The sequence below is a fragment of the Sphingobacterium lumbrici genome (genome assembly GCF_006476045.1).
Classification (GTDB): Bacteria; Bacteroidota; Bacteroidia; order Sphingobacteriales; family Sphingobacteriaceae; genus Sphingobacterium; species Sphingobacterium lumbrici.
Map to the genome: position 1 here is coordinate 385,738 of NZ_SRZY01000027.1, position 24,927 is coordinate 410,664.

Annotated in this window: 19 protein-coding genes; 16 read left to right on the top strand and 3 right to left on the bottom strand. The window is 38.1% G+C overall.

The genetic code is table 11. The features are described from left to right. Window positions 1-21 precede the first annotated feature (21 nt). The 8 genes from E4F24_RS09480 (at window position 22) to smc (ending at window position 11,437) form a co-directional block, all read left to right on the top strand. Window positions 22-3,378, top strand: coding sequence for a helicase-related protein (locus E4F24_RS09480; protein WP_140938447.1), 3,357 nt, complete (start codon window positions 22-24; stop codon window positions 3,376-3,378). Window positions 3,379-3,423: 45 nt separating this feature from the next. Next, the gene (locus E4F24_RS09485) at window positions 3,424-3,828 is read left to right on the top strand and encodes an NERD domain-containing protein (RefSeq protein WP_140938448.1); all 405 of its coding nucleotides are present in this window, start codon (window positions 3,424-3,426) and stop codon (window positions 3,826-3,828) included. Continuing rightward, window positions 3,816-4,397: a hypothetical protein gene (locus E4F24_RS09490; RefSeq protein WP_140938449.1), complete on the top strand. Its 582-nt coding sequence runs from the start codon at window positions 3,816-3,818 to the stop codon at window positions 4,395-4,397. Before E4F24_RS09485 ends, E4F24_RS09490 begins: the two co-directional genes overlap by 13 nt. Before the next feature lie 120 nt (window positions 4,398-4,517). Next, window positions 4,518-4,772, top strand: a complete 255-nt coding sequence (gene tnpA, locus E4F24_RS09495) for an IS66 family insertion sequence element accessory protein TnpA (RefSeq protein ID WP_140938450.1) — start codon at window positions 4,518-4,520, stop codon at window positions 4,770-4,772. After that, window positions 4,772-5,110 carry an IS66 family insertion sequence element accessory protein TnpB gene (gene tnpB, locus E4F24_RS09500; protein WP_216629157.1) on the top strand — a complete coding sequence of 113 codons (339 nt, stop codon included), beginning with the start codon at window positions 4,772-4,774 and terminating at the stop codon, window positions 5,108-5,110. The genes tnpA and tnpB overlap by 1 nt, the downstream gene beginning before the upstream one ends. A gap of 49 nt (window positions 5,111-5,159) precedes the next feature. Beyond that, window positions 5,160-6,644, top strand: a complete 1,485-nt coding sequence (tnpC, locus tag E4F24_RS09505; protein ID WP_140938452.1) for an IS66 family transposase — start codon at window positions 5,160-5,162, stop codon at window positions 6,642-6,644. A gap of 359 nt (window positions 6,645-7,003) precedes the next feature. Beyond that, window positions 7,004-7,702, top strand: coding sequence for a DUF4397 domain-containing protein (locus E4F24_RS09510; RefSeq protein ID WP_140938453.1), 699 nt, complete (start codon window positions 7,004-7,006; stop codon window positions 7,700-7,702). A 192-nt stretch (window positions 7,703-7,894) separates the two neighbouring features. Then, the gene (smc, locus tag E4F24_RS09515) at window positions 7,895-11,437 is read left to right on the top strand and encodes a chromosome segregation protein SMC (protein WP_140938454.1); all 3,543 of its coding nucleotides are present in this window, start codon (window positions 7,895-7,897) and stop codon (window positions 11,435-11,437) included. A 42-nt stretch (window positions 11,438-11,479) separates the two neighbouring features. Here the strand turns inward: smc and radC are convergent, their stop codons facing one another. After that, window positions 11,480-12,166 carry a RadC family protein gene (radC, locus tag E4F24_RS09520; RefSeq protein ID WP_140938455.1) on the bottom strand — a complete coding sequence of 229 codons (687 nt, stop codon included), beginning with the start codon at window positions 12,164-12,166 and terminating at the stop codon, window positions 11,480-11,482. A gap of 152 nt (window positions 12,167-12,318) precedes the next feature. Here radC and E4F24_RS09525 point away from each other — a divergent pair, with 152 nt between their 5' ends. Next, window positions 12,319-12,777, top strand: a complete 459-nt coding sequence (locus E4F24_RS09525) for a peptidylprolyl isomerase (protein WP_140938456.1) — start codon at window positions 12,319-12,321, stop codon at window positions 12,775-12,777. 39 nt (window positions 12,778-12,816) lie between these two features. Next, entirely contained in the window at window positions 12,817-13,269 is a 453-nt protein-coding gene (locus tag E4F24_RS09530; RefSeq protein ID WP_235891192.1) for a DUF5606 family protein, read from the top strand. A gap of 68 nt (window positions 13,270-13,337) precedes the next feature. Here E4F24_RS09530 and E4F24_RS09535 read toward each other — a convergent pair whose 3' ends face one another. Continuing rightward, complete coding sequence (locus E4F24_RS09535; protein ID WP_140938457.1) at window positions 13,338-13,574, bottom strand: hypothetical protein; 237 nt, start codon at window positions 13,572-13,574, stop codon at window positions 13,338-13,340. A gap of 72 nt (window positions 13,575-13,646) precedes the next feature. Between E4F24_RS09535 and E4F24_RS09540 the strand changes: the two genes are divergently transcribed. From E4F24_RS09540 to E4F24_RS09550, 3 genes are read left to right on the top strand one after another with little or no spacing between them, the layout of a single operon-like run. Continuing rightward, window positions 13,647-13,928: an Rdx family protein gene (locus E4F24_RS09540; RefSeq protein WP_140938458.1), complete on the top strand. Its 282-nt coding sequence runs from the start codon at window positions 13,647-13,649 to the stop codon at window positions 13,926-13,928. Between the two features lie 47 nt (window positions 13,929-13,975). Beyond that, entirely contained in the window at window positions 13,976-15,202 is a 1,227-nt protein-coding gene (locus E4F24_RS09545; RefSeq protein WP_140938459.1) for a metallophosphoesterase family protein, read from the top strand. A 2-nt stretch (window positions 15,203-15,204) separates the two neighbouring features. After that, the gene (locus tag E4F24_RS09550; protein WP_140938460.1) at window positions 15,205-18,246 is read left to right on the top strand and encodes an SbcC/MukB-like Walker B domain-containing protein; all 3,042 of its coding nucleotides are present in this window, start codon (window positions 15,205-15,207) and stop codon (window positions 18,244-18,246) included. An 81-nt stretch (window positions 18,247-18,327) separates the two neighbouring features. Here E4F24_RS09550 and E4F24_RS09555 read toward each other — a convergent pair whose 3' ends face one another. Continuing rightward, complete coding sequence (locus E4F24_RS09555) at window positions 18,328-21,192, bottom strand: M16 family metallopeptidase (RefSeq protein WP_140938461.1); 2,865 nt, start codon at window positions 21,190-21,192, stop codon at window positions 18,328-18,330. Between the two features lie 89 nt (window positions 21,193-21,281). Here E4F24_RS09555 and xerD point away from each other — a divergent pair, with 89 nt between their 5' ends. From xerD to E4F24_RS09565, 3 genes are read left to right on the top strand one after another with little or no spacing between them, the layout of a single operon-like run. Continuing rightward, entirely contained in the window at window positions 21,282-22,175 is an 894-nt protein-coding gene (xerD, locus tag E4F24_RS09560) for a site-specific tyrosine recombinase XerD (protein WP_140938462.1), read from the top strand. A 58-nt stretch (window positions 22,176-22,233) separates the two neighbouring features. Next, window positions 22,234-22,560, top strand: coding sequence for a hypothetical protein (locus E4F24_RS13795; protein WP_181182424.1), 327 nt, complete (start codon window positions 22,234-22,236; stop codon window positions 22,558-22,560). Window positions 22,561-22,602: 42 nt separating this feature from the next. Next, window positions 22,603-24,924, top strand: coding sequence for a TonB-dependent receptor (locus tag E4F24_RS09565; RefSeq protein ID WP_140938463.1), 2,322 nt, complete (start codon window positions 22,603-22,605; stop codon window positions 24,922-24,924). Window positions 24,925-24,927 lie beyond the last annotated feature (3 nt).

The window sequence follows — 24,927 nt, forward strand, 5'->3', positions numbered from 1 at the left end:
GCAGAATAAAAAACATTTAAAATGCCAAATAATTTTATCACCAATAATAAACAGCAAAAGACACTAAAAGGAAGGTTAAACACTTTAATCTCTATTAGCGACGAACTGAAATTCTTAGTAGGATTTTTTTACTTCAACGGTTGGGCGGAGATTTATCAAAGTTTACAGAAAAAGCCTGAACAAAAATTAAAAATACTGGTCGGATTACAAGTATTTCAACACGCGGGAAGCATTATCGAATATGCTGAAAACTTGGAAGAAGGGTTCTCAAATGATGAGGTATTTCAAAATTATCTTGTTTCATTAGGATTTGCATTGAATAATGAAGAAATGGATACAGAAGAATTTTACAATCAGGTAGGCTTCTTTGTTCAGATGATCGAAGAAGGCAGGCTGGAAATACGTAAAACGGAAAATCCAAATCACGCAAAATTATATCTCTTCCATTTAAACGAAGATCAGGCAGAAAAACAAGGTATGCCCGGACAATTTATAACCGGAAGTAGTAACCTGACCCGTTCCGGCTTACATAATCAGGAAGAGTTTAATGTGGAAATTAAAGATTATGGTTACGCTGATGCCATTCAATATTTTGACGAATTGTGGGAACGGGCAACCCCCATCACTGATCATTTGGAAAACCGTAAGATACTGATTGACTTTATCAAAAATAAAACACAAGTTGCTACGATAACACCTTTTGAAGCTTATTGTCTGGTTATAAAAACGTATCTCGATCTGCAAAATCAGGAAAATGAAGAAGTGGATTTAGATGCGCTATTGGATAAGATGGAGTTTAAAAAATTCAGTTACCAGTCAGATGCGGTGAATCAAGCCATCCAAATGATCAAAGAACATAATGGTTGTATTATCGCTGATGTGGTAGGTTTAGGAAAATCGGTTATTGCGTCAATGATTGCCCGACAGATGAACAAACGGGGTATTATCATTTGTCCTCCCGGATTAATGGGGGATGCCGAAAAGAAAGACAGCGGTTGGTGGGAATATTTAGAAAAGTTCGGATTGCATAACTGGCAGGTTTACAGTCGGGGAAAAATAGATCAAATTGCTGATAATATTGAAGGAAGAGACTTTGAAGTGATTATCGTAGATGAAGCACACTATTTTCGCAATCAGGATACGGCTGACTACGAAGCATTATCAATGATTTGCCGTGGCAAAAAAGTGATTCTTTTGTCGGCTACGCCATTCAATAATTCTCCAGCAGATATTTTTTCTTTACTAAAGCTATTTATTGTTCCTGGGAAATCAACCATTTCTTTGGAGGACAATCTGGCAGGGAAGTTCAGTCGTCTGAACTACGAGTATAAGCAGTTGTCTTTTATATTTAAACATTGGAACTCTGCTGACGATAAGAAAAGAAAGATGGCAGAGAATTATTACACAACAATGGTTGATGAAAATTTACCAATAGATATTAAAAAAGTAAAAGCCCAAACACAACGTCTTTCAAACGATATCAAACGTATTATAAGCCCTGTAGTAATTCGCAGAAACCGTCTGGATCTGAAGCAGGATTATGTATATGCCAAAGAAGTGGGGGAGCTCTCTGAGGTTAAACTGTTAAAAGAAGGATTTTATTATCTGGATGCGCAACAAGATGAATTTTATGACAATATCATCAGTAAGTACTTTGCAGAAAACGGGTTATTTACTGGTGCGATTTATCAGCCATTTAGTTACGAAAAAATATTGAGTGATAAGCTGGATGAATTTGGGAACCGACAATACAACCAACAGAAAAACTTATATGATTTTATGCGTCGTATTTTGGTGAAACGGTTCGAGTCTTCGTTTGGTTCTTTTGAAAAATCCATAGAACGGTTTTTACAGGTACATTTATTAGTAAAAGATTTTATTGATAAGACAGGAAAATTTATTTTAGATCGTTCTTTTATTGATCGAATCAAGGATTTTGAAATTGAATATATTGAAGCCAATTTAGAGAAATATGCTGCTGGCGATCTCAAACGAAAAACTCCTAAAAATAATGAAGTTTATGACATTGACATCTTCCAAAGAAGACAGGAATTTTTAGATGATATAGATTCGGATATTCAATTGTTTGAGGCTATTCAAAAACGATTAAAAGACTTAAAGTTAGTCGAGAAAGATCCTAAACAGGAAGAAATTATTAAAAAAATAAAAAATCTTTTAGTAAACGAACCGGACAGAAAGATTATCCTATTCTCAGAATATGTAGATACCATTCATCATCTCGAAAAACGGTTTAGAAAAGAATTTGGAAATGATGTTTTGATATGTGATGGTAAAGTATCAAAAGAATTAGCCAAAAATCTAAACAGCGATTTCAATGCACAGTATAAAGGTTCAAAAACTAATCATTTTAAAATATTGCTAACCTCAGATAAGCTGTCCGAAGGATTCAATTTGAACAGGGCTGGAGCTATTATCAATTATGATATTCCCTGGAATCCCACACGTGTTATTCAGCGTGTAGGTCGTATTAATCGTATTGGGTCTAAAGTGTATGATGAATTATTTATTTTGAATTTCTTCCCTTCATTAAAGGGGGCTGATATTGTAAAATCAAGAGAAATCGCGCAGCAAAAAATGTTTTTAATTCATAATGCTCTGGGAGAAGATGCTAAAATATTTGATGAAGATGAAGAGCCTACAGCTGCTGCTTTGGGATCAAAAATCAACATTAATCCGCAAGAAGAAGGAGAAGTAAATACAATTACCAAAATCAGAAATCTATATGCAGATCTACAAAAGAAGCACCCTGAGATCATCGATAAAATTAGTCAGCTTCCACCTCGCGTGAAAACTGCTAAAAAACATTCCGAATACGAATTAAATGTATTACGACGTAAAGGATTGAGTTTGTTTGCTCAGACTGTAGGAAAAGAAGAAAACAGAACAATCAGAGAGATTGATTTTGAAGATCTTCTACAAAAAATAGCTTGTGTGATTGACGAACCGACTTTAAAGCTTTCATCTGTTTTCTGGAGCTTGTATGAAGAGGTAAAAGAATTCAAACCAAAATATAAAATGGGTAGAAGCGAGATATCTCTGGAACAAAAAGCAGAGGCAAACCTCAAGAAATCACTTAGAATTTTAAAAGATTTGAATTTCGAAAATCTGAACTTTATACAAATGTTGATAAAGGATTTGCGTCATTATCACACGCTTTCCACTAAAAGTATTAGACGTATAGGTGCTCAGGAATTATCCGATGATAAAAAATCTATTCGGTACTTCTTAGAAGAAATCACATATCTAAAACAGCATCTTGGCGAAAGCTATTTGGATGATATTGAATCCAGAACAAAAGGCAGAAATAAAGAAGTAATCATAGCCATTGAGAATAATGATTTGAGAGAATTAATGTAAAAAGCGAGGAATAGTACTAATCTGTCCTAAAAGAACATGTTATAAATGAGTTTGGAAATATTAAACAACAGAACAAATAACACTCACGAAAACGAACAGTTCCGTAGAGTTGTTGAAATAATTGAAATAGCTTTTAATAAGTTGGGATATAATGGTGTACTAATTGATAATCCTTTTAATGAATCTTATTCTCGTTTTCGTGCCGATGCTATATTATACTATAACAATGGTCTAATACTTATTGATTTTAAAGATTACAAAGGAATAATCAAATTACCACCAAATGAAAATGAATTTCATTCAGCAAAGTGGCATAACGAAAGTCTAAAAGACAGAAGTAGATTGGAAATAAAAGCAGGTGCAAATTTTATCAATCCATTTAGACAATTAGTTTCTTATCGCAATGCTTTTAGAGAACTGGTAGAGAAAATAAATATTTGGACGGAATAAATCCAGCAAGAATTTGTATTGCAAATATTTTTTCGGGACCAATTGAAGTTCATAATGAGGTTCCAAGAAACTTACCCTATTACAAACTTATTCAAGAATCAGAATTAGGTAATTTCATTTATGATTTTGCGAGTGAGAATACATATAAGGAAGACATTGCAAAAGTTTTGAAAAGCATTTTCCCCGCTGAAAGATGGGTTAAAAACATAGAAATTTCCATACCTGAAACAACGATTAAAAAAGAAATAATTGAAATTGATAACGATGTAGAGAAAAATATAGTTGATTTTCTTAAGGAAGAGGAAGGTGGAATTCTTGTTTTAGAATCTATGAATTCTGATGATAGAGATGTGTGGTTACGATTTATAGCTAACGAATCTGTAAATCACAATATTCCTCAAATTGAAACATGGTCGCACTCTGCACGAATTAGTAAAAAAATTCAAACACGGAGTAATATGGTTTGGTACGGTACAAGTGAACAAAATCACACAAAAGGATTTTTCTCAAAAATTGAAATTCTGGAAAAAACATCTGAAGATATGGCTAATGAGATTAGTAAACTTTAAAATAAAAATTTCATTGTTCCATCGGATCACAGTATCCGGCCTACCAAGTGCATATTTAAATAGATTCCTATAGGATTTATCTTTGCTTACATGAATTTATTAGAAAGTAAGCGCGAGAAAATGCTCTCGTTAGTCGCCCAATGGGGAGAGAGTGGTCAAAGCCAAAAGGATTTTTGTTCTTTCCACGGAATCAAGGTCTGTACGCTGGGTTATTGGATCAAAAAGAGTTCAGAACAGGGTGAACAAGGTGGATTTACGGAAATCCGCTCCACCATGGTTGAATCAGGAAAGATCGAAGTCATTTATCCCAATGGGGTCCGCATCAGTACAGATGGTGATCTATCATTGGTCGCCAAACTTATTCATATTTATTAGTGTTTGCGCTCGGATCATCGCATCGGTTCTATCTTTTTAACGGCCATTGCGATATGAGAAAATCATTTGACGGGCTTTGTGGTTTAATCAGTTCGAACATGCAGCGCCAAGCTACCAGTGGCGAGGTGTTTGTATTTCTGAACCGTAGCCGTACGCATATGAAGCTGCTGCATTGGGAAAAAGGAGGCTTCGTGCTGTATTATAAACGACTGGAAAGTGGAACTTTTTTACCGCCCAATGTAAAAGATGGAGAGTTTTCTTGGAGTGACCTGGTGCTCATGGTCGAAGGCATACAGGTGGTAAAAAGCATTCGCAAAAAGCGTTTTTTATTACCATAAAACAGGCTTTTCAGTTGCTGTAAACCTGATTTATTCGTACTTTTAGGGTATGGGAACAGCACTGGAAAATCTATCAAAAGAAGACCTTTTAAAGGTTATTTCCAGTCGTGACCAGAAGATAGATTACTTAGAATCGCAACTTGCGATGTACAAACGTATGCAGTTTGGACAGAAGCGCGAACGTTTCGAAGGCGATTCCAACCAGATAGCTCTTCCCTTTGAAGCAGAGCCTGCTGAAGTGGAACAGCAACAGGAAGAAACCAAAGAAAAGATTGAGTACGTACGTAAACGTCCCAACCATAAAGGACGGGCTAAACTTCCGGCACATCTTCCCGTAGAGGAAATCGAAATCCACCCAGAAGGCGATTTGTCGGAAATGGTATGCATCGGTAAAGAAATTACCGAAGAACTAGAATGTGAACCGGCTAAGTTCTATATCAAACGCTACATCCGTTATAAATATGCGGCTAAAAATGGAGACGGAGTATCCATCGCCGAGCTTCCTGAACGGGTAATCGATAAAGGAATCCCGGGAGCAGGTCTACTGGCCATGATCCTGACCGGTAAGTACATGGATCACCTCCCTCTGTACCGTCAGAAGCAGATCTTCGCCAGGGAAAACATACAGATCCCATCCTCAACAATCGAAGGATGGACCAAGCAGGCATTGGAAAAATTGGAACCATTGTATGAACAACTCATTTTCGATACCAAAGCCAAGGGGTATCTTCAGGTTGATGAAACGCCAATAAAAGTATTGGATAGCGATAAAAAGGGCGCCGCCCATCAAGGTTATTATTGGGCCTATCATGCTCCGCTGGACGGAACCGTACTGTTTGATTATAGTCCCACACGTGGTGGCATCGCCGCTGTACCTATGCTTGGAGATTTCAAAGGATATCTCCAGACGGATGGGTACGCCGTGTACGAGAAGTACGGAAAGAAGAAAGAGGTGACACACCTGGCCTGTTGGGCGCATGCTCGCCGTGAGTTTGAAAAAGCATTGGATAACGACAAACGAAGAGCTGAAAAAGCATTGCTATTGATCCAACAATTGTATGCAACCGAAAGGAAAGCCAAAGAAGAAAACCTTTCTCCCCAGCAAATCAAAGAACTTAGACTAGCTGAATCACTGCCCGCAATCAACGAGTTGGGGAAATGGATCTTCGAAGAAATAAAGAATACTCTGCCCAAAAGCCAGATTGGGAAAGCGATGGCCTATGCGTATGCACGTTGGGACGCTTTATCAGCTTATTTATACGATGGAAACCTTTTTATTGATAATAATCTTGTCGAGAATGCGATAAGACCCATAGCCCTGGGAAGGAAAAACTATCTCTTTGCGGGGAGCCACGAAGCGGCGCAACGGTCGGCTATGGTCTATTCTTTCTTCGCCATTTGTAAGAAGCATGAAATCAATCCTTTTCAATGGCTGAAATATACATTGCAAAATATCATGTCAATAAACCATAAAAACTTAAAGGAGCTATATCCTCAGAACTATAAACAAATCATCGGGCAATCAAACATGTAGTTCGTAGGGCGGATACGGATCACAAACAGACATGAAAGTTCTTGATGGCCTTTGAAAACATACACTTTAAAATAAAAAAAAAGGTTTTCAAACGGGGAGAATGAAAACCTTTACTAACCAATTATAAACCTAAATTATGATGCCACAAAGGTAAGTGTAAAAAATACACCTGTCAAGCTTTTTTAAAAACTTAACAATTTCTTAACATAAAACGTTTTATCTGTCATCTCGTTCTAGCCGCTTAACACGCGAATACTGAAGTTACCTCCATTGTTCATTTCTTTTTTTTAACCGCTCTTGTAGCTTTCCGAATAGCTCTTTCGTTTTTGATTATAGAAGTAAAACAAAATTGACAACAGATGAAACTATTAAATTTTAAATTCCTTGTTACAATTGTATTCGGCACAGTACTAATGAGCAGCTGTCTAAAGGACAAAGATTATGAACCGGTACCACATGCTGTATTGACCATGGTAAACGGATATACAGAAAACATCGGCTTAGCATATTATGCAGATAACAACCGTATTCCGATACCGTTTGGATTTTTACAATATAAGGGAATAGAAAGGTATAGAAATTTGTTCGTAGGCAATCGACGTATTCGCATTATAGATGAAATGCAGAAAACAATTATCGACACGAATTATACCTTTAAAGACGGTACGTCTTATACTTCCTTTGTATTTGGGGATGCTGCGGCAACCAAACACATCATTACAGAAGATCAGTCGGTCGATGATTTGGGAAATAATACGGCTGTACGTTTTTTACACCTTTCGAATATTGCAGATGAGGTATCCGTATATATAGGATCTGACAGCGAACCGGTTTTTATTGATCGAGTAACCGAAAGCGCAACATCGCCAGTGGAAAATCATTTATTTATCGCCAACGCTAGCGGTAAACAGAACATTGTCGTAAAAAATGCAGCCGGAACGCCCCTGATTGAGCGGGAGTACGACTTCAAACCCGGACGATACGTATCCATTACCTTGATAGGTGAACCAAGCAACACCGACACGCCATTATATCTTGGTATTGCAGAGCAATATTAGCCCCACTTACAGGGAGACATAACGGCACTGCAACCGTTGACGAAAAAATTGGAATACGCCATGAAACAACGTATCAAAAGCCTTATAGAATCACTATAAGGCTTTTGATTTGTTACTTATCTAATGTCTAGCATCTATACGCTAATATCCAAAAATTATGTACTTTCGTAACTTAAATTTAACAATAAGTGAATGGAGCTAACTAAACTTGAAATCAAGGGATTTAAAAGCTTTGGCGATAAGATTACGATAAATTTTAATGAAGGTGTCACGGCAATTGTAGGGCCTAACGGGTGTGGCAAGTCAAACGTAGTAGATGCAATACGCTGGGTACTGGGTGAGCAAAGTACCAAAATGCTACGTTCAGAGAAAATGGAGAACATCATTTTTAACGGAACTAAAAATCGTAAACCGGCTAACCTTGCCGAAGTATCGCTTACATTCAATAACAACAAAAACATTCTTCCTACAGAATTTACAACCGTAACCATTACCCGAAAACTCTACCGCAATGGAGATAGCGAATATCGGCTCAATGATGTAAAATGCCGTTTAAAGGATATTACCGATTTGTTTTTAGACACCGGTATTGGCGCAGATACCTATTCGATTATTGAATTAAAAATGATCGATGAAATCATTGCCAATAAAGACAATTCACGACGTAATCTTTTTGAAGAAGCCTCAGGTATCTCTAAATATAAAGTACGTAAAAAACAGACGCTAAATAAGTTAAAAGACACAGAAGCTGACTTGTCACGTGTAGATGACTTGCTGTATGAAATAACAAAAAATCTCAAATCACTGGAGAACCAGGCAAAAAAGGCGGATAAATACTTTAAGTTAAAAGACGAATATAAAGAAGCCAGCATTGGGCTTGCCTATTACCGCTTGGATAGTTTTAGTTCTGATCTACAATCCCTATCCGAAAAAGAAAAGAACCTGCAGCAGTCGCTTCAGGATACGTTGGAAAAAATAGATGCGAAAGAGAATACACTAAGAAAAGATAGGGAAGATATTCTTGCAAAAGAGAAAGCCTTATCTGCTCAACAAAAAGCGACGAACGAATACATCAACAAAATCCGTTCGTACGAATCGGAAAAGAAGGTAAAAAACGAGAGACTACACCATCTGCAGGAGAAAGATGCACGTATCAGCACAGAGCTTAATTTGGACAAACAACAATTAAGTCATGTGGAATATACCTTAAAAAGACTCCATGAAGAGCTTTACGAAGAACAGGCTAAATTAGATGTTTATCAAGGCGATATCGCCAAAAACAAAACAGAGGTCGAAGAATTAAGAGGACAACAGCATTCTTCAAAAGCCCAACTCGACAAATTTGTACAGGATAATTTAGAAATCCAAAACAGGATTTATAGCCTGGAAAAAGATATCGCGGTTTTAAATATTCAAAAAGAAGCCTTAGAGCAAGAATCTTTACGCAATATCACCGATACCTCTTCCAAAGAAGCTGAATTAAATCAGTTTAATCAAGCTGTTGAAGAACTTCAATCCAAAGTGGAAGCACAACAGGAACAATTTGAAACTGTAGTACAAGCTGAAAATGAGTTAAACCTTAAAATCCAACAGGCGGAACATCAGCTCGGCCTTGCCAAATTAGAACTAAATAAAGAATCGCGCCTAGTCGATGCAAAACAAAATGAGTACAATCTCACCAAGTCGCTAGTAGATAATTTAGAAGGTTTTCCGGAATCCATTAAATTTTTACGCAAGAATGCCGGTTGGCATAAGCCTTATCCGTTATTTTCAGATATTCTATTCTGTAAAGAGGAATACCGCGTTGCCATTGAAAATTACCTGGAATCGGTGATGAACCATTATGTGGTCGACACCCAGACGGACGCTATACAAGCGATTAATTTATTAAGTGATTCTTCACGTGGACGAGCTAATTTCTTCGTGTTGGAATCTGTACTGTCCGAGCAGGAAATCCACCCCGTTCTTTATCAAGAAAATCTTATCCCTGCCATGCAGGTCATCAAAGTAGATGAAAAATACAAACCACTTTGCTTGGCTTTGCTCAAAAATGTCTATTTATTAGAATCTGATGAAGCTAAATCCATAGAACTTGAACTACCAGACAGCAATGTTATTATTTTGCACCACGAAGGTAAGTTCAGTAAGAACAAATTAGGGATCAGTGGCGGTTCTGTCGGTTTGTTCGAAGGTAAACGTATTGGTAGGGCTAAAAACCTGGAAAATCTAGCTAAAGAAATCAAAACCTTAAACCTACGCATCGCAGAGCTTCAAAAAATTGAAACAGAACATACTGAACAATTGGCTTCATGGCGTTTGGAATCTCAAAAAGATCTCATCGATGAATTGCGGTTGCAATTAAACAGACTACAAAATGAGTGGACATCGGTAAAAACAAAACAGGAACAATACCAAGCCTTTATTTCCAATAGCCAGACCCGCAAACAGGATATCGAACATAAAACACGTGTCATTATAGAGGAACTCGCACAAGCAGAACCAGAACTAAAAACGCTACGAGCAGAAAGTGATGAAAGACGAAAAAAATTGAATGATCTCCAGTCCACTTTTCATGAACTGAACGAATTGCTCACTGAGAAATCCAATATATACAATCAAGAAAATATACGTTTACATCAACAGCAAAATAAAGTTTCAGGCATCCAAAAAGATCTGGAATACCGGGAAAGTCAACAAGAGGCACTGGAAACCCGGGTAGCCAAGAATACAGCTGAACTAGAGCAGGTGAAAATCGGCATGCAGGACGCATTGAAATTTACGGACACCAATGACGATGATCTTCGGGATTTATATGAGCAAAAAGAACTGTTGGAAAAGGCCCTCCATGAAATGGAAGAAGAGTTCTATTCGTCACGTAAAGTGATTCATGACCTGGAAGAGGATCTAACCCAACTCCGCAAATCCAAAGATCAATACGACCTTTTGATAACAGAATTTAAAGACAAAAAAACGAATTTACAGATTGATCTCAATTCTTTAAAAGAGCGATTATCCGTAGAATTTAACATTGATATCAAAACCCTTATGGAGGGAGAAATGCCAGAGATAACCGCTTCGCAAGAAGAGTTAACTGAGGTATGTTCCCGTTTAAAAAAACAGCTTAATGAGTATGGGTCTATTAATCCAATGGCAAAAGAAGCTTACGATGAAATAACTGAGCGCTATAATTTCATTAATAAGGAGAAAAATGATCTTTTGGAAGCTAAATCGACACTGATGGCAACCATACAGGAAATAGATGGCAATGCTAACGATAAGTTTATGAGTGCATTTACAACTGTTCGCGAAAATTTTATTCATGTATTCCGCTCCCTATTTAACGAAGAAGACAGTTGCGACTTAATTTTAAGCGACCCTAAAAACCCTCTGGAATCAGATATTGATATTATCGCCAGACCAAAAGGAAAACGTCCGTTATCTATCAACCAGTTATCAGGTGGTGAAAAGACACTTACTTCCACAGCCCTGTTGTTTTCGCTTTACTTATTGAAGCCCGCACCATTCTGTATATTTGATGAAGTAGACGCACCTTTAGACGATACCAATATTGACAAATTCAACAATATCATTCGTGAATTTGCCAATCAATCGCAATTTATCGTCGTATCGCACAATAAACGCACGATAGCTAGTACAGATATCATTTACGGAGTTACCATGGTAGAACAAGGTATTTCCAGGGTAGTGCCTGTGGATCTACGCGATGTTGCTTAATGCAAAAATACAATAGGCTGCACGGGTACAGCCTATTGTATTTTACAAAAGACCTTCATCCCGAAAACTGTAATACCCACTATCGGTAAAGATGACATGATCATTTACCCTGATATCCATAATTTTAGATGCCTCATTAATTTTTGTCGTGAGCTGCTTATCTGCCTGACTGGGTTCCAATGTTCCTGAAGGATGGTTATGGATGAGAATAATGGAGTTTGCCTTATATTGCAGCGCATACCGTAAGACTATCCGTACATCAACTGGCGTAAAATCATTTCCTCCCCGACCAATCAATTGCCGTTCTAACACCTTACAGGCTGTATTGAGGTACAATACCCAAAATTCTTCATGAGGCAGATCCTGTACTTGATATTTAAAATAATCATAGACTCGCTTACTACTGTTTAACGTAGGTTTATCCTCCTGCCCTTCTTCCCTTCTCCGTCTGCCTAACTCCAATGCGGCAACAATGGAAATGGCTTTTGCATCACCAATCCCCTTATAGTGGCAAAAATCGGCAACCTCCATGTGCGAAAGATGATTGAGACTATTTTTAGCATCATTGAGAATACGTCTGCATAGCTCGACAGCGGTCTCTTGCCGTGACCCCGAACCAATAAGAATCGCCAATAGTTCGGCATTCGTCAATGCCCTTCTTCCTTGTTCTATTAACTTCTCACGTGGACGATCCGATTGATCCCACTCTCGGATAACAAGTTTATTCATAAAATACAGTTTAAAATTAAATAACTGGTTTCCTTAAATTTAGGAATATAATCTGGCATTAACAAACTTTAATAGGTAAAGAACGTACATCACATCCTTATTTTTAAAGGAAAAGCTTATCTTTGTAAATTAAATCAACAATTTATTTAGAAATGAGTAAAGCAATTATCAAGACCGAAAAAGGCGATATGACTGTGCAATTTTACACAGAAGATGCTCCAAATACAGTAGCAAACTTTATTAAATTAGCTAAATCAGGTTATTATGATGGGTTGACTTTTCACCGTGTCATTCCCGATTTCGTTATCCAAGGTGGCTGTCCGAACTCTCGTGAAGGTGCCGCAGGCATGCCTGGTACAGGTGGTCCCGGTTACAAAATTGACTGTGAATTGACAGGAGAAAATCAATACCATGATAGAGGAGTATTATCAATGGCACACGCTGGTCGCAATACAGGTGGTTCTCAATTTTTTGTATGCCATAGCCGTAATAATACTGCTCACTTAGACAGAAATCATACCTGCTTTGGTAAAGTTATCGAAAATGTAGATGTAGTAGACGATATCCGTCAAGGTGATCGTATTTTATCCATTGAAGTGATTGAAGACTAATCAATAAAACCTTCGTGATTTACCTCAACATCAACAGCCATGAAGGTTCTTGATGGCTATTGGGAACAGACACTTTCAGAAAAAAATATGAATTTAAGAGCATTAGTATCCGTAACAGGAAAACCAGGTTTATATAAATTAATGGGCCAAAACAAAGGAGGCTTTATCTTAGAATCTCTCGATAAAGCTAAAATCAAATCTGTTGTGAATTTGAACACAACAAAAATGGCTACATTAGAAGATATCACAATCTATGGAGAGGAAGAAGAAATCCGTCTTTTAGATGTATTTGAAAAAATCAAAGCAAATGACGGAAACACCCCCGATGCGAAAGCTAATGGAAATGCTTTGCGTGAGTTTTTCCGTGAAGTAGCACCGGGACATGATGAATCGAGAGTATATACCTCGGATATCAAAAAAATCATCAATTGGTACAATATCATCAAAGAATTTCCTCTATTTGAAGAAGAGGCACCTGCCCCTTTGCAATAGACCTTGATACAGTATCAATATCAATAAATAAGGGTTTAGACGATATCTAAACCCTTATTTATTTCATGTTAATTTATAAATTCATTCTTAAACACAGGAGGAGTCCAACTTGCCCTCTTCTTACTAAAATATCGCTTCATTTCCTCTTCTTTGGAATACGAAAACATCCACTCATAGATTTTATCTTGATGAAATAGCCGTTCTACGCTCCCGTGCGTCCTACCTTCTGTAATAGCTTGCAATTGCGCATTTGCCTTAACAAAGCAGACAACCAACAACAAGAACATGAATTGGAATTTTACCATATAACGACGAAAGTAAGAAAATTTTCAGAAACAATTTATGGATGTTATGGATGATTTTAGTTAAGTTAGTATATGAACCCGACAATTAAAATAGAATATTGCCCCAAATGCGGATGGATGCTCAGAGCTGCTTATATGGCACAAGAGCTTTTAACCACTTTTACCGACGACGTATATGGAATACTGCTAATCCCAAGTGAAGTAAGCGGTAGATATCAGATTTCAATTGATGATACCTTAATTTTTGATCGTAAAAGGGAAGGTCGATTTCCGGAAATAAAGGAGTTAAAACAATTGATAAGAGACAAGGTAAATCCACAGAAGGATTTAGGACATTCCGATAAGAAAGGCTAAATAAATTCCGTATTTTTAACTTTCCAAAGTTCTATCGAACAATAAGCATGAAGATATTACACACAGCAGACTGGCATTTGGGCAAACGTTTAGATTTTTTTTCACGGATTGAAGAACAAAAAGAGGTTATTCAGGAAATTTGTGAGATAGCTGACATCGAAGATGTGGATATGGTTGTTGTCGCGGGAGATTTATTTGATGCCTTCAATCCTCCCGTAGAAGCCACAGAGTTGCTATATCAGTCTTTAAAAAGGCTGACCAATAATGGCAGACGCCCTGTAATCGCGATAGCCGGCAACCATGATTCGCCCGATCGGATTGATTCACCCGATCCATTGGCCAGAGCTTGTGGTATTATTTTTATCGGCTATCCGAATGCCGTAGTCAAACCTTTTCAACTGGAAAGCGGATTTGAGATTACCAGATCGGATGCCGGATTTATGGAGATAAAACTACCTCACCTACCCTATCCTATTCGTATTCTTAGCACGGCTTATGCCAATGAATTACGTCTTAAACAATACTTAGGATTAGGAGACAAAGCCGAAAGCCTGAATGAGTTATTGCACAAAAGCTGGCAAACACTAGCCGATGAATATTGTGATTCGGCAGGAGTCAATATACTCACAGCGCATTTATATATGTTGAAACGTGGAGGAGAAATTTTAGAAGAACCTGAAGGTGAAAAACCAATAAAAATAGGAAATGCAGATATCGTATATTCCGATCAGATACCACACCAAGTGCAATATACGGCGCTAGGTCATTTACACCGTCATCAAAATATTGGGGGTCATACTGCTCCTGTCGTGTACCCCAGTTCACCGTTACCCTATTCCTTCTCTGAGGCCGGGCAGGAAAAGAAAGTCGTTATCGTACATATCGAACCAGATACCGCCGCGCGATACGAAACTAAATCATTGACGAAAGGCCGAAAACTGTACCGAAAACGGTTTGAGCGCGTGGACGAGGCGGTAGAATGGTTACATGCCAACCCCTATACTTTGATTGAATTGACCTTAGTAAGTGACACTTTTATCTCTTCCCCTGATCTCAAGCGAATTCATGAATCCCACGATGGCATTATTCATATTATTCCTGTCGTCAAACAACAAGAACTAACAAATAATCAAAAAGTATCTGTGAATCTGGACCAGGATATGGACGATCTGTTTAGGGATTATTTTAAAAGTAAATATGGACAGGAGCCAAATACAGAAATCCTGAACTTATTTAAAGAGGTCGTGACAAATACGAAAGAAATAGAAGAATAATTATGTTACCATTATACTTAAGCATCGAAGGGTTATATTCCTACCAGGAAAAACAGGAGGTTGATTTCACCAAGCTTACGGAGGCAGGGCTGTTTGGTATTTTTGGCGCTGTCGGTTCGGGAAAATCTTCTATTTTAGAAGCGATTAGCTTTGCATTGTATGGCGATACCGAACGGTTAAATAAAGCCGACAAAAGAGCCTACAACATGCTCAATCTAAAGTCCAATGGGGCCACGATTGTTTTTGATTTCATCAATTTTGAACAGCGAAAATTCCGCTTTGTAGCACAGTGGAAACGCAGAAAACGCTTTGAAGACATTACGGCAATCGAAAGACTTGCTTACGAATGGAAAGAAAACCAATGGATTCCTATGGAATCTGCTGACGGCACTTTGGTAACTAACCTCTCCTATCCCAACTTTCGACGAACGATCATCATTCCGCAGGGAAAGTTTAAAGAATTTTTAGAACTGGGTGGAAAAGATCGCTCAGAAATGATGAAAGAAATTTTCTATCTCAATAAATATGACCTCGGCCCAAAGGTTTCCTTTCTTCAAGCAGAAAACAATAAAAAATTGGAAAACCTGCGTGGTGCATTAACAGGCTTCGAAGAAGTGACTGCAGCGATCATTGAATCTAAAAAAATAACATTAAACGATGCAAAGTCTTCTCTTTCACACGTAAAGAAAGAACACAAATCCCTTGAAGAACGGTACCAAAAGCTGGTTGATATCCAGCAGGACAAAAAAGATCTGGCGAATAAGGAACTGGAACTAACTACCCTTGAACAACAATCGGATTCGATCAGGAAAATGGAAGAAGAAATTTCGCAATTCGAGAAAACCGTTTCGAATTTCAAGGAAGCCTTAAACCATCTACATCAACTGACAACAGGAAAAGAAACGCTAGTCATCAAAATACAAAACCTCAAAGAACAAAAACTCAGCTTACAACAACAATTAACAGCCAACGAGGAAAAACTTGCTCATCTATTGCCCGATTTTAATCAAATTAACGTATTCAAAAAGCAGATTGAAGACTACAAACTCTTAATTACAAATACGGAATTAGAGAGAAAAAAGGTGGAGGTACAAAATAGGTTAGAAAAGGGACAGCCGATCGTAAAAGAAACAAAAGAGCGGGAAGCCCTATTAATTAATAACCTTGAAGAGGAAGAAAACAAGCTGGAAATCCTAAAAAACAAAAGAATGGATACCAGTGAACTTCTAGCCATAGAGAATTGGTACCAAACCAAGGATTCTGTCGAAAAATTAAAGAAAGAGCTACAGGGAAAGTTTGAACTGAATCAATCTCAGATTCATGAACTGGAAAATCAATTTATAGATGCGAAATTGGACATCATTAATTGGGAACAGCAACTTTATTCAGCTATTCAACGATGTCAGCAAAAGCTATCCGAACTGGCGAAAGAAGAATCTGATTGGCGGCTAAAACAAGAACTTAGTCAATACGTTCAGAATCTGCACGATGGCGAAAATTGCCCTTTGTGCGGGTCACTCGACCATCCCGCGCCCATGCATGCAGAGGACGTAACAGAGCACTTAAATCAGGTATTAAGCTTGAAAGCAGATCTCCAATTAAATGAAACGGCAAATAATAAAAAACTTCAGCAGTTTACAAAAGCCGCAACACTACGTTCTGACAAAATGAAACTACACGATGAACTCAAAAATGAATTAACAATCCAGGCAAACAAATTAGCATCTCACGCCAATGAATTCAAATGGAAAGACTTTGATAGCGATGACAGAGGTACGTTTAATACCAAAAAGCAAACACTTCAAGGACTGGAAAACGATATCAAACAAAAAGAAATACACATAAAAAACCTTCGTGATGAAACCCTGTCAACACACGAGAAGGTATTGAAGTATGAGAAATCCTTAGCCGAACTCAGCAATGACATTAAGATTCTCGAATCCAATATCCAACAAAACACAAATCAGTTGCGTGTTTTAAACGTCTACGAACTTCTCCAGATCCCGGCAGAACAATATCCAGCTATTGCCGCCAAAATTGAGCAGAAGATAGTTCACACTGAGGAAGAGTATCAATTACTCAATAAATCTATAAATGAGCTGCACAGTAAACTTGCTTCCATATCGGGCCAATATGGCGAAAGTTATGAGCAATATACGCTTGTAAATACCCAACTCGGCGAAATACAATCGAAAATAAATCTGCTGTTGACATCATTTGGCTATAATGACATAACAGAAGTTCAATTCGTCATCAACAAAAATCTGCCCGTTGATCAATATCGAATGAAAATCCAGAACCATTACATTCAGATCTCTGCATTGCGGAACCGGATTACAGAACTGAAGAATATAACCGGTAATGAGGGATTTACAGATCAATTGTTTGAAGAGACAGAAACCTTATATCGAATAAAGAAAGAAGAATTAGAACTTCAACTTACCCTTACAGGTGCCTTGGAAACAGAATTTCAGCGTCTCCTGGAAGAATTCGAAAAGAAAACAAAACTGCTTACAGAATTCGAAAAAGTCAATACGCGGAAAGAAAATCTAGAAACATTAGCCAGGATGTTTAAAGGAAATGGCTTTGTAAACTACGTATCCGGCATCCATTTAGAACGGCTTTGCGAAATAGCCAATCAACGTTTCCACCGCCTTACAAAAAACCAATTGAGCCTGAGTATTAATGACAGCAACGAGTTTGAGGTCATTGATTTTCTGAATAACGGTTACCGCCGATCAGTCAAGACACTTTCCGGGGGGCAGGGATTCCAGGCTTCACTATGTCTGGCACTGGCTTTAGCAGAGAACATTCAATCCATGAACAAAGCAGATAAAAACTTTTTCTTTATTGACGAAGGTTTCGGAACACAGGACAACGAAAGCATCAATACCGTATTCGACACGTTGCAATACCTTCACCAAGAAAATCGTGTCGTAGGTATTATATCTCATGTAGAGGAACTGAAAGAACGGATGCCCAGATCTATTACAGTCCTAAAAGACATCGAAAAAGGAAGCTTGGTATCTACGTTCTATTCCTAAAATGGAATAGAACGTAGATACCAAGCTAACTCCCAGTCACTAATTACTAGTCACTAATTACCCGTCACCAGTCACCCGTCACTAATTACCCGTCTCCGGCAAGAGAATAAACTTAAATAACCGATCCTCCTTGAGGTATTTATTAGCCACTTCTTTAACCGAATCAATCGTCAATTTATCCAATTCTTCCAGATAACGTAGGATGTAAGTCGGGTCTTCATTATTTTGGTAGGCACCGGCAATCTGTCCCATCCAAAATGTATTTTCCCGAAGTTGTATTTCCAACTGACGCTTTTGTTCGATAATAAATTTATCTAAATCTATTTGCGTAGGACCATCTTTCTTCACTTTATTGATTTCATCCAACGCTGAATTAATCAGCGATTGATACTTATCTACACTAGTACCAAATCCTACTGAAAAGCTGTAACGTCCGATAGGATACTTACTGGAAGAGCCTCGTGCACCGGTACCATATACACCACCTTCATCTTCTCTTAACCGCTCTGTTAGTTTGATAGACAGCACACTTTCCAGTGCATCAAAATTCAGGTTTTCTTTTTCTGAATAATCGTAATCGCCATAATATTTTAATTGTACCATGACTTTTTCTTCCTTACCTTTATGAACAATTTTTTCAAAACCTTTATTTGGTTCTAGTATTCCCAAATTTCTAGCCTCTTCTTTTCGGGAAATAGAAGGCAATGCCGCTAGATATTGTTCCAAATAAGGCTTAACTTCCTCTTCGGTAAATGATCCAACGATAATGAAGGTGAAATCTGAAGCATCCGCAAAGCGCTCTCGGTAAATTTCTAAAGCACGTTGTTGATTAATAGTTTTAATTTTTTCCGGAGCAGGCACTATCCTGCGGATATTATCGCCATACAGACTTTTGAGCATCATATCTGAGTACACGAAATCCGGATTATCTTCCCGATTCTCCATAGAAGACAACGTACGTGCGATACCACTTTGAAAGATATCATCATCCAACCGCGGCTCGGTGAAATAACCATAGATCAATTCAAAAGCAGTCTTCAATCCTTCTTTATCTGTAGAACCACTTATACCTTCGCTTCGCTCTGAAATATAAGGAGAAACGTTTACATGCTTACCGGTTAAATACTTCCGAAGCTCTATGGCATTCAACTGTCCTACACCACTTCCATTTACAAAACCGGAAGCATTAGAGGCTGTCATATATTCAGCATCAGGATATAAGGACGTACCCCCCGGACTGAAAGCCGAAATCAAGATTTGATCGTTTTTGAACGTTGTTGGCTTCAAGATTACTTTTACGCCATTACTCAGCACAATTTCTTTCGCATCAAGGCCATTAATGTTTCTAGTAGCGGTCACAACCCCTTTAGCAGGCTGCTTTGTCAATAAAGGTAATTCCGAAACTTTATCCTCGTACGCAATGATATCCTCTTTTTTAACCTCAGAAATCCACGCATTCATCACATCCTCCGTAGGTAGCAATGCCTTATCTTTTTCAGGAGCCATGATAATTACATCTCTATTTACATCGGCATAGAATTTCTTGCCTACATTTTCCACCTCTTTTAACGTCAGCGTAGGTAAAAGCTGTTTCGTCAATTGATAACGATCTTCATTACTCAGTGAAGGAGCGTCATCAATGAAATTACGCAGGTAACTCTCTACGTAAACGTCAGATTTCTTCTTATCACGCTCTATATAAGATATTTCATTTCCCTTGGCAATAGAAGATATTACACGTTGGAACTCAGTCTCCGTAAAACCATATTTTTCAAAACGTTCCATTTCGCGGACTAAGGTTTTGAGTCCCAAATCAAATTTACCGGGGTTAGCGACAAATAATAAAGACATATTATCCAAACCACCAAAAAGAGAACCGATACTAACCTGTCCCTGTAAAAAAGGAGGATTAGCCTGCTGACTCAATTCACGAAGCCGTGAGTTAATAAGTTGATTAAATACATTTTTTAACAAAGCGCTTCTATAATCGCGTACCGTTTTTACTTTCTCTTCCCGATGCTTGATGATGATCTGCCCAACAGTATGTTGCATCTCTGGATCGGCAACTACGATAAACTGATTTTTATTCAATAAATCTACCTTATACTCCTTACGTACTTCGGGCTTTGCCGGAGATGTCATGTCCGAAAAAAGACGGATAACTTCTTTCTCTATCTGAGCCACATCGATATCACCAACTATAATTAGAGATTGCAAATCCGGTCTATACCATTTCTTATGAAATTCCCGGATTAATTCAGGTTTAAAAGTCGTCACTATTTCTTCTGTACCAATCGGTAGACGCTTCGAATATAGTGATCCGTTTAGCAATACCGGAAGAAACTTGTCGCGCATACGTTGATTAGCACCACGACTGCCACGCATTTCTTCCATGATGACATCGCGTTCTTTATCAATTTCTTCCGTATCCAAAAGGGCATCCTGAGCCCAATCACGCATCACTTGAAGTCCGTTTTTCAATAATTCCGGATCATCCGAAGGGATAGGGAGCTTATATACCGTTTCATCAAATCCTGTATGTGCGTTCAAATCACTTCCAAAACGCACCCCCGCCTTTTGTAAATAATTGACCAACTCATTTTTTGGAAAATGCTTTAATCCATTGAAATTCATGTGCTCTAAAAAGTGAGCTAATCCCTGCTCTTCATCTGTCTCCAGAATTGATCCAACCTTTATACCTAGGTACATCGTTACCCTTTTCTCCGGTTCAACATTTCTACGGATATAGTATTTAAAGCCATTTTTAAGCGTACCCACCAATACTTCATTATCAAATGGCAATGTTTTGTCCAAAGAAATACTATCTTGAGACAGAATTACCTTTGCTATAGAATGAATTTTAGAGGTAGAGCCGATGTTGGCATCAACAGAAACAAAAGTAGCGGGTAATAGGAATGCTACCGCTAATGGTTTTAATAATTTCATGCAATGTAAAGTTAATGTCGCCAATTTAGGATTAATTATTTATAAAGAATACGGCCGGATAATAATTTCACATTTTTTAACTTCGTAGAATGAATTGGCAGACGACAAAAAAGGATTTTAAACGCTATTTAGAATTTGAACGCAACCTTAGCGGAAATTCTATTTATGCCTATCTAAATGACGTGCATAAATTGGAAGTGTATTGTGAAAACCTAAATCTGGAGATTGAAAAGTTAACCCCACAACACATCCAGCACTTTTTGCTGTGGATCGATGAGTTCGCCCTATCTCCTTTTACCCAAGCTCGCCTCTTGTCCGGACTAAAGACCTTTTTTAATTTCTTACAGATAGAATATGACCTCGCGACTAATCCATGCGAACTCATTACCCACCCTCGAATAGCGCGTAAAATGCCTTCTGTATTGAATATTGAAGAGATCGATTCATTAATCAATGCCATAGATTTATCCAAGCCTGAAGGCATGCGTAACAAGGCCATAATAGAAGTCTTATACGGTTGCGGACTTCGGGTATCAGAACTCATCAGTTTAAAGATTTCAAATCTTTTCCTTGATGTAGAGTTTATCAAAGTGGAAGGCAAAGGTAACAAGGAAAGACTTATCCCCATCGGACAGCAGGCTAGCAAATATTTAAAAATCTATATGGATGACATACGTGTACATCAGGCCATAAAATCAGGAAAAGAAGATTTTGTTTTTTTGAATCGTCGCGGCGCTCCCCTCTCTAGGGTCATGGTATTTATTATTGTTAAAGATCTGGCCCACAAAATCGGTTTAAAAAAAGAGATAAGTCCACATACCTTCAGACATAGTTTTGCTTCACATCTGGTAGAAGGCGGAGCCGACCTCCGGGCAGTACAGGATATGCTCGGACATGAAAGCATCACAACGACTGAAATCTACACACATATTGATAAAGAGTACCTGCAATCTGTCATTACACAATTTCATCCAAGATCATAAAGGTATCAACCTATATTTTAATTTGCATCATTGTTGCATTTAACATATCTTTGTCTTATTGAAAGCACTAAAAACATACTTGGCTTTAGTATTGGTTTGCACCTTATTGTGTTCAAACTTAATTCAATATAACCATTCACATCAGGAAAAACATCACACATGTGATGCAGAAGCACATCATGACGACGACCACGACAGTTGCGCCATCTGTTATCAGATTCTCTTTTCACAGACGACAGCACCTGTTTGTCATGCGATTTATTTATCACCTGTAGAAATTAACTATGGCCGTATTTTTGCAGCCGTAAATTACAATTCACTATTCATAGGATATTCTTTCCCTCTTAGCAATAAGGGCCCTCCATTACAACTTCTTAATCACTAATAATAGCCGTAAAATCGAGAAATAAGAAGAAAATATTCTAGAATGAATAAAATAGTAATAGCGTGCCTCTTTCTATTTGTTTCTGTTATACTTCATGCGCAAGAAAAGGATTGTAAAATCCTATTGACTGGGCAAGTTATAGATAAAACAACAAACAAAGCAATAGATGGGGCCTTGATATCCATATCTAATCAAAGTCGGGGTATATCTAAGGGAAAAGGGATCTTTAATCTAAAAAATCTATGCCCTGGATATTATACGGTACGCGTAGAGCATATCAGCTATCAGGTGCTGGAAATGGAAATCTACCTGCATCGCGACACCAGTATTAACGTTGCTTTGGATATCGAACACATCCATATAGAAGACATCAAGATAGTCGGTTATAAATCGTCTACATTGACCAGCAGCACACACAGTTTGACTGCTCAGCAATTAGCAGAATCAAAAGGTAAAGTATTTGCAGATGCACTTGCTGAGATAGCGGGAGTCACGACATTAGCTACAGGAAGTAACATTATAAAGCCAATAATTAATGGCTTACATAGCAATCGTATTGTACTATTAAACAATGGTGTACGACAAGAAGGTCAACAATGGGGTGTAGAACATGCGCCTGAAATTGACCCCTTTATGTCGGATAAGATTGAGGTAATAAAAGGAGCTCAAGGGGTGCGTTACGGTGCTGATGCATTGGCTGGAGTGGTACTAACCAGTCCTGCCCCTATTGACTATGAAAAAGCAATCGCAGGCCGTATAAATTTAATAGGAAATAGCAACGGCAAAGGACTGGGAGGACATGCTAGATTAGAAGGGCATTTCAATAACTTCGGATGGAGAGTCTCAGCTTCCGGTAAAGGAAGTGGTAATACCAAAACTGCGGACTATTACCTCGGCAATACCGGTGCAAAAGAGCTAAATTATGACGGATACGTGGAATATATCCTGCCTCAGGGAAAACTCTCTGCATATTCCAGTCATTTCGGAACAGATCTTGGTATCTTTTATGGTGCGCACATTGGTACTATTGAAGATATATATGCCCGGATAGAAAATGGAAAACCTTTCGAAAGTTACGATTTCTCCTATAAGATTACAGCTCCCCGGCAGCGAGTTGCGCACGACTTGGCCAAACTAAATTGGTCTCACCAGACGAATAATGGCGGCGAACTGGAAGCGCAGTATAGTTTTCAACGCAATCATCGGCAAGAATTTGATTTGCGCCGAATAGAAAGTGATGATACGCCTATGGCAGACATGGTATTGACGACCCAATCACTTGATGCTTCTTACACACACCATAAATCTACCGTGGGCATAAGTGCAAATTTGCAAGTACATAACAATACGGCAGGTACAGGCACTACACCTATTATACCCAATTTTGATAATTACACCTTTGGCGTTTTTGGCATACAGCAGTTCCATTTAGCTAAATACCATTTTGAAGTAGGTTTACGCTACGATTACAGGTACTTTGATGTCGCAGGATACCGCTACGATTATGACAGACCAAATGCAAACGGCTCCTTGAATCAGTACCTGTTAGAGGATACACGATATTTTCACAATGTCTCGGGAACTGTAGGGTTACTGTATCATTTCTTGTCAAACCTGAACTGGAAAAGCAATTTAGGATTAGCTTGGCGGGCTCCATCGGCCAATGAACTATATAGTGATGGCGTACATCATGGGAGTGGCTCCTACGAAGTAGGAAATACAGACCTTCGAAGTGAAAAAGGATTGAAATGGGTAAATTCGTTGTTGTATAAAGATAAAGCAGAAAAAATAAACATTGGTTTAGATCTCTTCGGACAATATATTACCGACTACATCTATGCTAATCCCAATCCAGACTCTGTAAGGCAAACCATTAGGGGCACATTCCCATTATATGCGTACACCCAAGACAACGCCTTTTTTTATGGTGCTGACCTCAAGCTGTCGTATCACTTCGTCGAGACATTCGACTATGGCGTGTCGGCATCAATTGTCAAAGCCATCAATACAACGACGAAAGAATACCTTCCCTATATTCCTTCGGACAGGTTTACACACTATCTTCAGCATAATTTTCAAGACAAACAATTGCTGAAATCTTCTTATGTCAAATTTAGTCATCGATTCGTAGCGCAACAGTCCAGATACAAAGCCAATTCAGACTACACAGCTCCGCCGAAGGCTTATCATTTACTCGATTTTACGGCAGGAACTCAATTTCATTTAAAATCGAATACGGTTGGAATGATCTTTAGTATCGATAATTTAACAAACAAACTGTACAAAGATTACATGGATAGATTCCGCTATTACGCTCATCAGCTCGGCAGAAACTATTCCATTCGATTATCTTATAATTTTTAAGAA